Genomic DNA, 13,068 nt, shown 5'->3' on the forward strand with positions numbered 1-13,068 from the left:
GAAATTATGTCTTCAAGGCTTCCTTGCCTTTGACAGAGATATAATCGGTCAAAGGCACGAAAAGTTGTAATGTTTTTTGTAAAAATCTTTTGATTTGCTATAATTTGCGCTCGCCACAACGCGCGCATTTCGTGCAGTTATCGCGCATAGAGCGCAATCTCAATAACTTATGGATATGTAATGAATGATACGCATATTGCTTTAATTATATTCTCCTTGTTTTTTATTTTAGCAGGCTGTGCTTCTATCGTGCCCTCAACGCGCTATCTCAAAAACCCCCTAGAATCCAGTGGCTTTGCAGTATTTGACCCGCTAGATTCTCCCATAGCTACGCCTTATGCCAAGGAGCTTTCATCTTCGCCTAGCTCTAGCGGGGCTATGCTTATCGCTGATGGCTCAAGCGCGTTTTTGCAACGAGCAGCCCTTGTGCGTAAAGCTCGCTTCTCCCTAGAGATACAAACATACATCTACAAAAACGACATTGCCTCTCGCGTGCTAATGCACGAGATCTGGCTAGCGGCTAATCGCGGCGTGAAAGTCAAAATGCTTGTTGATGATAATGGGCTAGATTCTGACTACTCTGATATTATCGCGCTTAATAACCACCCAAATATCGAGGTCAAAATCTTTAACCCCTATCGCAATAGAATCAAGCTTTTGCGCTTGCCGGAGATGATCTTGCACTTCAATCGTATCAATCGCCGTATGCATAATAAGCTTTTTATCGCGGACTCTGTGGGGCTTATCATCGGCGGGCGCAATATCGCGGATAATTACTTCAACAACAAAGAAGATGTGAATTTCTCCGATACAGACGCGCTTTTCATCGGCTCTATCGCTTCTCAAGCACGCGCGAGCTTTAAGCAGTATTGGGAATATCACCGCGCTATCCCTGTGGAGCTTCTGCCATCAAAGCGCAAGATGAAGAAGTTTATGAAGCATTATGAAGAGATTGTAGCAGGGCTTGAAGAGTCTTCTAGCGAGTGGGATCAATATGAGCAAACTATCGTGCAAATTGTCAAGCAGTATGAAAGCCGTGCTAATACAATCTACTGGGGCAATGCACGCCTAATCGCCGATCTACCAGAAAAAATCGATGCCAAAAACCCTACAAGCAAAGTCTATGAAGCTATGCAGCACATTATACGACACACGACAGATTCTATGTATATCTCTTCAGCCTATCTTGTGCCGGGTAAAAGGGGCTTGGCAGAAATGCAAGAGTGTATTGATAAAGGGATTTCGATGTTTGTGCTGACAAACTCGCTCTCAAGCACGGATTCTCTGCCTGTATATGCAGGCTGGGAGCGGTATAGAGATAAGCTTGTGAAAATGGGTGCGGAAGTATATGAGTATCGTAAAAGTGCTGGCAAAATCCAAGTCAAAGGCAAGCTAACTTCTGGGGCGAGCTTGCATAGTAAAACGCTTGTGTTTGATAAGAAAATCGCGTGGATAGGGAGCTTCAACCTAGACCCTAGATCAAGTATCATCAATACTGAAGTAGTAGCGATCTTTGACAATGAAGAGTTTGCTAAAGAGAGCATTAAGCTTATCCATCTTGATATGCAAGGTGCGTGGCATATCGAGCTTGATGGCAAAAAGACCAAGTGGTGTGCATATAATAGCCCTGAAGGTGAGAGTGATATATGTGTAACGCACTTGCCAGATACGACATTGTGGCTAAGGACTTTGAACTTTTTTATGCGTATTTTCCCTGAGAGCCAGATCTAGATCTAGCCTTGGCTAGATCTAGCTTGCAACTCATCACAATTTGCTTGCAAACTACTCATCAAAATTTTAAACAATTTACCAAACCACTTGCCAAAATTTGCCAGCGCGACCTAGCCAAAGGGCACTTACGCCCCGCTTCATCTTTGATTTGGCGCATAGAATCTATGCTTTGATAAGCCTAGATCGTGCGACTATATCGGCAAAACGCGGATATTTGGGTGTAAGTTTTCTTGCAAAATGGATTCTATGGCATAGAGTGTGTCAGTAGAGCCACTCGCACAGCCGCTACACGCCCCAAGATAGCGGATATACACATCGATAAAGCCATCGCTTGTATCTTTAATATCCAAAATCTCCATATCACCGCCATCCATCATAAGCATTGGGCGGATATGCTCATCAATGACCTTATCAATCGCACGCACCTTTTGGGCGATAGTCATCTCTGCAAATGCGATTTCACTACCTTTATCGGCGACTTTTTTCACAGACTCTCTATCCATTTCAGCCCTTACTTCTGCAAGTATATCTTCTAAATAATACTCTCTCTCCTCGTGCCCGCCGGGCTTAATGCAGCTTTTGCAAAATGCCCCTGCTTTTGTGTAGTTTGTGATGTCCTCTACACTTTTTAAATCATTGAGTTTGATCACTTCTTTAATGGTAGATAGGCTAACGCGCGCACACTCACACACGATGATTTCACTCTCAAAGTCCGCCGCGTCTTTTCCTAGATAGAGTCCGGCTGCTTTTTTGATCACATCATACGCCATAACAGAGCAGTGCATTTTCTGCCCCGGGACTGCGGGGGTATCTGGGTCATCACGCAAGGCGTGCTCTACATCAAGGTTGGTGATTTTTACCGCATCTTGCACCTTTTTACCAAGGCAGAGTTCTACCATCATATCACTACTTGCGATCGCCGTCCCACAGCCAAAGCTCTTAAATTTTGCGTCAATAATTGTGTCATTAGAATCCACAAGCCAATACAGCCGCACCGCATCGCCGCAAGATTCTGCGCCATAGTCTGCTACGATGAGTTTCGCTCCCTTTTCATTAGCGTCCTTTTGTGTCAAAACGCCTAAATGTGTGGGATTATCCATTCTCTCGCTTACTTTGTTTGAATATGCGTCCCATAACGCACCACCGATTAAGTCATTCTTTGCCATTTTATTTTCCTTTAGTTGTTTTTGTGTTTGTTTCTAATGCCTTTGCCAATAGATTCTAAAGCAGATTAAATCATTGCGGCAGTATCTTTGTGATAAGCCACAAATCCACATTCTAGCAGTTGTGGTATGGCTTTGTGGGCTTTATGGGGATTTTAGGGTAGGAGTTACCTAAAGTGGTAATGACTATCCTAAAATCCCCATAATCGCGCAAATTGCATACCCAAATGTGAATGTTTTTAGAATCTAGCTCTCATAGCTGCTAGAAATCGCTCTCAGCCTCTCCACCGCTTTCTTAAACACTTCAAAAGTGTAGTCAATCTCGGCTTGCGTGTTATAGCGGCTTAGAGAGATTCTAATCGCCGTGTGGGCTAGCTCTTTATCCGCGCCTACTGCCACCATAATGGGATTTGCCTCTAGATCCTCGCTCGCACAAGCACTGCCAGTAGAAGCAGCAATGCCAGCTTTGTTTAAATCCCACAGCATAGCCTCTCCCTCAATGCCTTTCACGCTCACTAGGATCGTGTTTGGCACGCGGTGGGTAATATCACCGATGACTTGCACATCATCTAGCCCAAGCAGTTTGGATTCTAGTGTATCGCGCAAGTTTTTCACATAGCTATTTTCATAGTCTAAATACTCTACCGCAAGCCGCATAGCCTCTCCCATACCCACGATATAAGGCACATTGAGCGTGCCAGATCGCCGCCCGCGCATATGCTCTCCGCCGTGCAGAAGTGGAGTAAGCTCCACACCTTTTCTAATGTAAAGCCCGCCCACGCCCTTTGGTCCGTGGAATTTATGCGCGCTAAAGCTTAGAAAATCCACATTCGCGCTTTGCACGCATACAGGGATTTTGCCAATCGCCTGCACTGCATCGGTGTGGAAAAGCACGCCCTTCTCCTTACAAATCTCGCCGATTTCTTCTATGGGGAAAATCGCGCCGGTTTCGTTGTTTGCCCACATTACGCTTACAAGCGCACTCTCTTCAGTGATAGCTTCTTTCACATCTTTGGCATAAATCGCGCCGTGCTTATTGACTTTAAGCCGCGTGATTTTCACCCCCAAGCTCTCCAAGAAGTCGCAAGTAGCCCCCACGGCTGGGTGCTCGACTTCTGTGGTGATAATGTGGTTTTTGCCCTTTTTTAGCACTTCATCAAAATACACGCCTTTAAGCACCCAATTATTGCTCTCTGTGGCGCAGCTTGTGATGATGATGTCATCTTCATCACGCGCGTTAATGCCCGCATAGAGCTTCTCAAGGGCATCGGCGATTGCCGGGTGTGTCTCTGTGCCGTATTTATGCAAGCTATTTGGATTCCCATAATGCTCGCAGAAAAACGGCTCCATTGCTTCTTTGACTTTAGGATCGACCATTGTGGTCGCGTTGTTATCAAGGTAGATTCTCATCATTACTCCAAATCCGCTTCTACAAGCGATAAATTATATGTAGCTAATGGTTATTGATTGATAAGTATTGATTAAATGTTTGCTTTAGTTGTTTGTGAAAACGGGCGCGATTGTAGCACGGATTTTCTAATGTTTGTATGAAAATATCGCTGGCAAAATAAGACTCCTTTGCAAAATATACATTTAGCATCCACTACGGCTTAAGCTCTTTACAAAAAAAAAAAACTACAATCGCAAACGCGCCCATCACCTACAACCACCTAGCGCGATACTATTGACAAAGGAAATCTATGAGCCTGCACGCTTTTAAGCAAACTATTAAGCCCTATGTCCCTTTTAGAGCGCGGCACTACTATCGCACCAAGCTTGCTAAAAGCACTAAAGATGCTGCCAAGCTAGATTCTAGGGCTAGCGATGCTCTAAATACGCTTAATCGCTATATCGCACTCACCACGCCCACTACCGATAGAGCGCGCAAAAAGCAGCTTTTATCCCAGAATCTAAAGTTGATAGAAATCGAAATCTCTAGCTTTTGCAATCGCACCTGCTGGTTTTGCCCAAACTCCATCATCGATAGAAAAAGCCACATAGAGCTACCTGAAGAGCTATTTCTCAAATGTATCGATAATCTCGCAGAAATCGATTATAGCGGTATGCTAAATTTCCATAGATTCAATTAGACTCTAGCAAACAAAGAGCTTATCCTAAAACGCCTGCACCAAGCTAGATCTAGGCTTCCTAGGGCAACTCTAGGGATTTTTAGCAATGGGGATTATCTCACAAGAGAGTATTTAGACGCGCTAGCAGATGCTGGGGCTAGCTTTTTGCTAATGAGCTATTATGCGACAAAAGATGAGCCATTTGATGTCAAGACATATATCAAGCCTGCTATGGCGAGAATGGGCAAAAAGCTAGGGCTACCATATATCACTTATATCGACACACCGCAAGAATATGGCGTAAGCTTCGTGTATGAAAAATGCAAGGTCTTCTATCGCAGCTGGAATCCAAGCTTAAGCGGCGGTGATAGAGGCGGCGTGATTGAAAAAATCAAGCAAAGAAGCCAGAGCGTGCGCCAAAAGGGCTGCTACTATCCACTTATGGATATGTATATAGACTATAATGGCTTGGTTATGCCCTGCTGTAACTTGCGCAGTGATGTTAAGGCGCATAAAGACTATATCCTAGGTGATATTGCTAGGCAAGATTTGTTTGATTTGTTTATGAATGACAATTTTATCGCTATGCGTAAAGTCCTTACGCCTAATGGAGAGAAAGGGGGTGTTTGCGCGAGCTGTCATTATGAGAAGCCTATGCGATCATTTATCGATCCTAGCTCTTCTATCTTGTAGCCTTATTTATCCTTAGAGAGTTGCTTGTAGCTTTAGATTCTAGGCTTGGTGCTGCCAAATATTTTAAGCTTTAAAGCTTATAATACACGGCAGCATTTTTTGATGGGAAGGATTGTTATGAAGCAGCTTATCACCACGCCAATTTACTATGTCAATGATGTCCCACACATAGGACACGCCTATACGACTATCATCGCCGATATGTTGAAAAAGCATAAATGGCTTAGAGGCGATGAAGTGTTTTTGCTCACAGGCACCGATGAGCACGGACAGAAAATCGAGCAAGCCGCCAAAGCAAAGGGCAAGCCCCCCAAGGCTTATACTGATGAGGTTAGCGCGGTGTTCCGCAGTTTGTGGGATATGATGGGAATTGATTATGACCACTTTATCCGCACCACAGATGAGTCGCATAAGCAAACGATTGTGCAGGTCTTTGAGCGATTGTGTGCAAATGGCGATGTGTATTTGGGAGAGTATGAAGGGGATTATTGCGTGAGCTGTGAGAGCTTTTTTCTCAATGTGGATTCTGGGATCTGCCCTGATTGTGCGGGGAGCAAGCCACTAAGCAAGATTAAAGAGGAGAGCTATTTCTTTGCCCTAAGCAAGTATGAAAAACGACTTTTAGAGTGGTATGCTAGCAGTGAAGATGTGATCTTGCCAAAATATCGCAAAAATGAAGTAGTGCGCTTTGTCGAAAGTGGCTTGCAAGATCTCTCCATATCGCGCACAAGCTTTGAGTGGGGGATCGCCCTGCCTAAGCACAAGGGGGCGCAAAAGCAGCATATCGCGTATGTGTGGCTTGATGCGCTGTTTAACTATATGAGTGCGTTTGGGCTGTATCAAAATCCAGAATCCTTACAAGTGGATTCTAGTAGCCCTGCCCATTTGGGGGAGAAAATGGCGTATTGGGAGTGTGCTACACATATCGTGGGCAAAGACATTTTACGCTTCCACGCGGTGTATTGGCCTGCATTTTTGATGAGCCTAGGGCTACCCTTGCCTAAGCATATTTATGCGCACGGCTGGTGGATGCGCGATGGGCAGAAGATGAGCAAGTCGCTTGGCAATGTGGTTGATCCTAGGGCTTTTACTAAGGCGTATGGCGCAGAAGTGTTGCGCTACTATCTGCTTAGAGAAACGCCCTTTGGGCAAGATGGCGACTTTAGCCAAAAGCTCTTATGTGAGCGGATAAATAGCGAGCTAGCAAATGATCTAGGCAATTTGCTGCATAGGTTTTTAGCTATGTGTGCGAAATATGCTCCACAAAAAGGAATCAATAGCTTTACGCTAGAGAATCAAGGAGTGGCGGAGTTTGTTGTAGAGCATTATGGCGATGAGGTCAAAACTCAGTGCAAGATCTTAGATGAGATAAACAGCGGGCTAATAGAATCTATGCAGATAAAAGCCTATATAGAAGCCATTTGGAAGCTCCTGCATCTTGGCAATGCAATGATCGCTAAATACGAGCCGTGGAATCTCTTTAAAAACGGCAAATCCGTAGAGCTCAATGCGATTTTAAACTTTGTGGGATATACCTTGCTAAAGGTCGCCAACGCGCTATATCCCATAATGCCACAGACTGCTAGCACTATCGCTATGGCATTTGGGCAAGGAATCACGCCAGCTTCTTATATCTACCATATCAAGCAAAATAAAATGTTTCATCTCCCACTTGAAGTGCGTGTGATACCGCCACTTTTCCAAAAGCTAGATTCTATGCTAATCCCAGAAGCCCCCCTAGAATCCACTTTTGAAAAAGTGGATTCTAGCGACTGCGGCAAAGAAGCAGGGCTAGCCCTTGTGAGTATAGAGGATTTTAGCAAGCTTGATATACGCGTAGGTGAAGTGCTAGAAGCAGAGCCTGTGCCTAAATCTAGCAAGCTTTTACGCCTAAAGATTGATCTAGGTGAGAGTGAGCCACGAGTGGTGCTAAGTGGTATCGCGCAGTATTACACGCCCAAGCAGCTAATTAGCACGCAAGTATGCGTGATAGCCAATCTCAAGCCTGCCAAAATTATGGGGCAGTTTAGCTATGGAATGATACTTGCTAGCAAAGATGATGAGTCCTTATCGCTTGTGCGCATAGATGGGAAAAGAAAAAATGGGAGCAGGATAAGCTAGTGCAAGACATCGCAAAAAAAGTGCAAGAAATCACAGAAATCATCAATGGCACACTCATCAACTCTCCAGCGATCGGGGGGTTTAGTGGGTATTGCACCACGCTTGAGAATATCAAGCGTGGGAGCTTGTTTTTTGCCCTAGAGACTAGTGATATTGAGATAGCATTACAAAAGGGCGCATTTGGGATCGTGTTTGATAAGTTTTTGCAAACACGGCTCAATGATGAAGAAATCGCGTGGATCAAGGTAGAATCCATACACGATGCCATTATCCGTCTTGTGCGCTTTGAGCTACTTGCAAAGGCGATCCGCGTAGTCGCTACAAATCCCACACAATACCTAGTCGCCAAATCCCTAATCCACAGCAAATCGGTGCTGTTTTTTGATGACAATCCTATCGATCTGCTTGATAAGCTAGAAGAGCTATCGCCTACAATCATCATCGCAAAGTCCCGCCAAGTGCTTGATCTAGCCCTAGAGCCTATTGCTTGTGATACACCTGTGGAGCTGCCTTTTGAGCTTATCACGCCTATGTCGATGTTTGAGATCAAGTTCTACTATAAGCTGTATTCTTACAGGGTCGCTCTGCCGTGTGTGTTTGTCCCAGAGCTTGCTGCGGTTGTGTCTCTTTGCATACGAGAGAAGATTGAGCTTGATTTTGTGCATTTTGATCCTATGCCAGAGCTTTTGCCTATATCGCTGACAAATGATGCCAAGATTCTATCCTTTGGCGCGAGTTCAAGGGTGATTATCCCCACTAATGACCAAGACATATTCACGCGCTATGGCGAGTTCCTCTCCCAAGAAGCCAAATGGGCGAGAGTCGTGGTATTTGCCCCTACGATCCTTGAGTATGAGCGAGAGCTAGAAGAGCTATGCGACAAGTATAAGAGCTTGTTTGTTGTCCGCTATGATTCTTCTAATGACCTGCCTATGCTGCTAAAAACTACGGAATACAACTTTGGGCTAATCTTTGGCATAAGCACGCAAGGGCTAGTGTTTGTGCTATCACAGACCCCGCAAGAATCCACCCCTACACTTTTCTAATGGCAAATCCCCTAGAATCCAAACATATAGCCCCGCTCTACCGCGCTATCACGCTGCTTGATAGGCTTGTGGAAAAGGGCTGTGCGAGCTTTGGCTATAACAATGGCGTGCAGATTTATAGCGAGAGCTTTGCTATGCCGCTAGTGGATTCTAGGGCAGATGAGCTTATCGCGCTGCTAGGGGGCGCAGATGAGCTAGAGTGGGCGAAATCTCTTGTGCTAGATAAGAGCCAAGTCCCAAGGCAGGGCAAAGAGAGCTGCGTGCTTGATGTGCTATCACTGCTAGCGTGGAAGCTTAAGGGCTGGCGCAAAGGTCCCTTCACCCTTGCTAGCCCCAGCTGCTCACTTCATATTGATAGCGAGTGGCAGAGCTATATGAAGTGGGATTTGCTCGCACCTTTTGTGCAGATAGGTGGGGCGAAGGTGGCAGATGTAGGGTGTAATAATGGGTTTTATATGTTTGCTATGTATGCTGGGCGCAAAGCTGAATCGCCACAAATGCCACAATCACCGCAAAAAATCGTGGGCTTTGACCCTAGCGGTTTGTTTTACTGCCAATTTGCGTGGCTTAATCACTTGCTTGATTTACCCATAGGCTACGAGCTTTTGGGCGTGCAGGATCTGCCTGCGTATGTGCAGAGAGTGGGGGAGAAGTTTGATGTGATCTTTTGCCTAGGCGTGCTATACCACCGCAGCGATGTGTTTGCCACGCTAAAATCCATAGCCCAGAGCCTAGAGACAGGCGGCATAGCATTTATCGACACGCTTATCTTTGATATAAACGATGTGGCTAGCACGCTAGATTCTAGCATTGCTGGGCTGCCGCTAGCCCTTAGCGTGCGTGGGAGTTATGCTAAAATGAGTAATGTCTATCTGCTCCCAAATCTAAGCGCATTAGAGGGCTGGTGCGAGCGGTGTGGATTTGAGTCTGTGGAGGTGCTAGCGATTGTGCCTACCACCACGCAAGAGCAGCGCAAAACGCGCTGGATAGACTCTCTAAGCTTAGAGAATTTCCTAGACCCAAATGATAGCAGCAAAACCATAGAAGGCTACCCAGCACCCAAAAGAGCCTATATCAAAGTAAGGAGAAAATAATGGACGAAGAAGAGTTGCAAGAGCGGCAGATCGTAGGAGATAGAGTTATAGGCACAGCGATCAATCCGCACTTTTGCGGGCAGGTGGGGGAGATGGGCAAGGATAAGGCGCAAGTTACACTCACTACGCGTGAAGATATGGAGGTAGAGCCGGGTATCACACATACAGGCTTTGTGCAAGCAGCAGCGGGCTTTGCCGCACTCTGTGCTATCAATAAGAAAAATTCCATTATCATCGGCTCTGATGTGAAATTCCTAGCTCCTGTGGAGACAAATCAAGTCATCGAGCTAAAGGCAAAAACCCTGCTTGGCGATGTGCGTAAATGTGAAGTGAAAGTCGAAGGCTTTGTGCTCAATATTAAAATCTTTGATGGGCTATTTTATATCGTCATTTTTGACAAAAAGCTTTTTAAACTTAAGCTTAAAGATGACAAGGAGCTGTGATTGATTATCGTGCTTGTGGTCGATAGCTTTGCTGATAAGAGTAATGGCACTTCAATGACAGCAGCGCGCTTTGCTAGTGCGCTTGAGAAGCGTGGGCATAGCGTGCGTGTGGTCGCGCCCTTTGTGCAAGGAAGTGGATTCTACCCTGTCAAAGAGCGGTATATCCCGCTTGTTACAGAGATTGCAAAGGCGCAGCATATGGTCTTTGGCAAGCCAGATGTAAAGGTGCTAGAGCAAGCATTTTTAGGCGCGGATATTGTGCATTTGTTTTTGCCATTTAGGCTAGAGCAAGTCGCTGTGCAAGTGGCAAAGAAAATGGGCGTGCCTTATATGGCAGCTTTCCACCTCCAGCCAGAGCATATCACCTATAATATCGGCTTGCAGAAGTTTGCCCTGCTTAATCGCTTCATCTTTTGGCTTTTTAAACGCCGCTTTTATCGACATATCGCCCATATCCACTGCCCCTCCCAGCTTATCAAAGATGAGCTTGAACGCGCAGGCTATGGCGGGAAAAAGTATGTCATCTCTAATGGCTTTGATCCAAAGTTTAAGCCAGCAGATCCTAGCAGCACTCCTTTAGATAAGCTTATCCATATCACAATGGTGGGGCGTTACTCTAAAGAAAAGCGACAAGATCTCATCATCAAAGCCATCGCCCAAAATCCCTATAAAGACAAGATCAAGCTACATTTGCTTGGTGTAGGTCCGCTAGAATCCACTTTAAAAAAGCAGGCAAAAATCCTGCCAAATGCGGTGGATTTTAGGTTTTTGCCCCTTGAAGAGCTTATCAAAGTGCTACACCAAAGCACGCTCTATATCCACGCCGCAGAAGTAGAGGGAGAAGCGATCGCCGCACTAGAGGCGATAAGCTGTGGGATCGTGCCAATTATCGCGGACTCTAAAGTCTCGGCGACTAGGCAGTTCGCGCTAGATTCCCGCTCGCTTTTTAGAGCTGGAGATGCAAGTGATTTGAGCGAGAAAATCACCTATTGGATAGAGCGGACACAAGAGCGAGATCAGGCAAGCAAGCTCTATGCCAAATCCGCGCAAAACTACACCCTAGAATCCACTATTGCTAAGGCTATTGCGATGTATGAAGAAGTCATTAGCGATTTTCAAAGGAGCTAAAATGCCAAACAAACAAATGCCAAACAACCCAACCCTTTCACCAAAATCCCTACAAATTGTAGAAAAAATCCTAAGCAAAAACGACCAAAAAGCCAAGCAAATGCGCGAAATCTATGCGCGAGATAATCTCTATGTGATCAATCTTATGAGCTCTCCAGGTAGCGGGAAGACGACTTTGCTAGAGCAGTTTGCAGATATTAAATCCGTGGGGGAAGATCGCTTTAGCTTTGCGGTAATTGAAGGAGACTTGCAGACCAATCGCGATGCCACTAGGCTAGAAAGCAAAGGCATAGCTGCCCACCAGATTCTAACAGGGGCTGCCTGCCATTTAGAAGCGAGTATGATAGAGATTGCCTATAATGCCCTAAAATCACGCGATGCGCTTAGTGTGGAGTATTTGTTTATCGAAAATGTGGGGAATTTGGTCTGCCCTGCTAGCTATGATTTGGGCGCGGATCTTAATATCGTGCTACTCTCAAGCACAGAGGGCGATGATAAGGTGCTGAAGTATCCTAGTATGTTTTTATGCGCGGATGCGGTGGTGATTTCTAAAAGCGATGTGTGTGAGGTATTTGGCTTTACAATCGCTAAAGTGCAAGAAGATCTAGCAAAGCTAAAGCCCAATGTTCCGCTGTTTTGCACAAGCTCTAAGGATAGAGCGAGCATAGAAAATCTCGCGCGATTTATTGTAGATTGCAAAAAAGCTGGCTATCATTCTAGCCATTGCTTTAGCTAAGGAGTGTGTATGTGCCTAGCGATCCCTTCCAAAGTGCTAGCGATAAATAGCGAGACAAATACCGCCACGATAGAGACCCTAGGCGTAAGCCGAGAAGCAAGCCTAGATCTTATGCAAGAAGAGGTGCAAGTGGGCGAATATGTGCTGCTGCATATCGGCTATGTGATGAGCAAGATCGACACACAAGCCGCGCTAGAATCCATAGAGCTGTATAAGCAAATCGTGCAGGATATGGAGATGGAGCAAGAAGAGCTAGATTGAGTATTGCGGGCGGATATAATACGATATAAAACAAGGAGAGATAATGCGAGTTTATGCGATGTTGCAAAAAATTGTGCTAGTGCTTGCTATGGTGCAAGTAAGTGTATATGCTAATGAAGCGGATTCTACATTAAGCGGCTATTATATGACACATATAGGTGATAGTGGGCGACAGAGTATCGTGGAGTTTTTTAGCAAAAATGGCAAGTTTTATGCCTATGGATTTGCCAATGTCGATGGCAGCGGACCGAAAAAAGACAGCAAAAACCCAGACCCAAAGCTACGAGAGCGATACGACAAAGGCGCGGTATTCGTCTATGGGCTAAAGAGCGATGGCAAGGGCGGCTTTAGCGGTGGGGAGGTGTATAACTATGATGATGGCAAAACCTATCACCTAAAAATCACCAAAGATTCTTCTGGCAAGCTAACTTTGCGCGCAAGTATCGATAAGCTAGGAATGATGGGGCAGACGCTTACTTGGACGCCGCTCACACAAGCGCAAATCGCACAATATGAGGGCGAGAAGCCAGACCCAAAAGTTGTAGAAGACTCCTACCAAGCGTTGCCACAAGCATTTAAATAA

The 13,068-nt window shown here is 45.4% G+C and carries 13 protein-coding genes; 11 read left to right on the forward strand and 2 right to left on the reverse strand.

Annotated features, from left to right (window positions below; translation table 11 throughout):
* Nucleotides 1-180: 180 nt before the first annotated feature.
* Complete coding sequence (locus tag NYG90_RS02070; RefSeq protein ID WP_285264632.1) at nt 181-1,731, forward strand: phospholipase D family protein; 1,551 nt, start codon at nt 181-183, stop codon at nt 1,729-1,731.
* 191 nt (nt 1,732-1,922) lie between these two features.
* Here NYG90_RS02070 and NYG90_RS02075 read toward each other — a convergent pair whose 3' ends face one another.
* Together NYG90_RS02075 and NYG90_RS02080 are read right to left on the reverse strand one after the other, a co-directional pair.
* Complete coding sequence (locus NYG90_RS02075) at nt 1,923-2,897, reverse strand: iron-sulfur cluster assembly scaffold protein (RefSeq protein ID WP_285256642.1); 975 nt, start codon at nt 2,895-2,897, stop codon at nt 1,923-1,925.
* Between the two features lie 243 nt (nt 2,898-3,140).
* Entirely contained in the window at nt 3,141-4,307 is a 1,167-nt protein-coding gene (locus tag NYG90_RS02080) for a NifS family cysteine desulfurase (RefSeq protein WP_285256641.1), read from the reverse strand.
* A gap of 287 nt (nt 4,308-4,594) precedes the next feature.
* Between NYG90_RS02080 and NYG90_RS02085 the strand changes: the two genes are divergently transcribed.
* The 10 genes from NYG90_RS02085 to NYG90_RS02130 all read left to right on the forward strand — a co-directional run bounded on the left by NYG90_RS02085 (nt 4,595) and on the right by NYG90_RS02130 (nt 13,068).
* Nucleotides 4,595-4,984, forward strand: a complete 390-nt coding sequence (locus NYG90_RS02085) for a hypothetical protein (protein WP_285256640.1) — start codon at nt 4,595-4,597, stop codon at nt 4,982-4,984.
* A gap of 150 nt (nt 4,985-5,134) precedes the next feature.
* Nucleotides 5,135-5,656: an SPASM domain-containing protein gene (locus NYG90_RS02090; RefSeq protein WP_285256639.1), complete on the forward strand. Its 522-nt coding sequence runs from the start codon at nt 5,135-5,137 to the stop codon at nt 5,654-5,656.
* 117 nt (nt 5,657-5,773) lie between these two features.
* Nucleotides 5,774-7,777 carry a methionine--tRNA ligase gene (metG, locus tag NYG90_RS02095; RefSeq protein WP_285256638.1) on the forward strand — a complete coding sequence of 668 codons (2,004 nt, stop codon included), beginning with the start codon at nt 5,774-5,776 and terminating at the stop codon, nt 7,775-7,777.
* The gene (locus NYG90_RS02100; protein ID WP_285256637.1) at nt 7,777-8,823 is read left to right on the forward strand and encodes a UDP-N-acetylmuramoyl-tripeptide--D-alanyl-D-alanine ligase; all 1,047 of its coding nucleotides are present in this window, start codon (nt 7,777-7,779) and stop codon (nt 8,821-8,823) included. Before metG ends, NYG90_RS02100 begins: the two co-directional genes overlap by 1 nt.
* Nucleotides 8,823-9,917: a tRNA 5-methoxyuridine(34)/uridine 5-oxyacetic acid(34) synthase CmoB gene (cmoB, locus tag NYG90_RS02105; protein WP_285264633.1), complete on the forward strand. Its 1,095-nt coding sequence runs from the start codon at nt 8,823-8,825 to the stop codon at nt 9,915-9,917. Before NYG90_RS02100 ends, cmoB begins: the two co-directional genes overlap by 1 nt.
* The gene (locus NYG90_RS02110) at nt 9,917-10,360 is read left to right on the forward strand and encodes a PaaI family thioesterase (protein ID WP_115010845.1); all 444 of its coding nucleotides are present in this window, start codon (nt 9,917-9,919) and stop codon (nt 10,358-10,360) included. Before cmoB ends, NYG90_RS02110 begins: the two co-directional genes overlap by 1 nt.
* The gene (locus NYG90_RS02115) at nt 10,361-11,488 is read left to right on the forward strand and encodes a glycosyltransferase (RefSeq protein WP_285264634.1); all 1,128 of its coding nucleotides are present in this window, start codon (nt 10,361-10,363) and stop codon (nt 11,486-11,488) included. It abuts the gene before it with no gap.
* Between the two features lies 1 nt (nt 11,489).
* Entirely contained in the window at nt 11,490-12,224 is a 735-nt protein-coding gene (hypB, locus tag NYG90_RS02120) for a hydrogenase nickel incorporation protein HypB (protein ID WP_285264635.1), read from the forward strand.
* Between the two features lie 9 nt (nt 12,225-12,233).
* Nucleotides 12,234-12,485: a HypC/HybG/HupF family hydrogenase formation chaperone gene (locus NYG90_RS02125; RefSeq protein ID WP_285264636.1), complete on the forward strand. Its 252-nt coding sequence runs from the start codon at nt 12,234-12,236 to the stop codon at nt 12,483-12,485.
* A 43-nt stretch (nt 12,486-12,528) separates the two neighbouring features.
* Nucleotides 12,529-13,068: a DUF2147 domain-containing protein gene (locus NYG90_RS02130; protein ID WP_285264637.1), complete on the forward strand. Its 540-nt coding sequence runs from the start codon at nt 12,529-12,531 to the stop codon at nt 13,066-13,068.

Source organism: Helicobacter zhangjianzhongii (assembly GCF_030249855.1).
Lineage (GTDB): Bacteria > Campylobacterota > Campylobacteria > Campylobacterales > Helicobacteraceae > Helicobacter_B > Helicobacter_B zhangjianzhongii.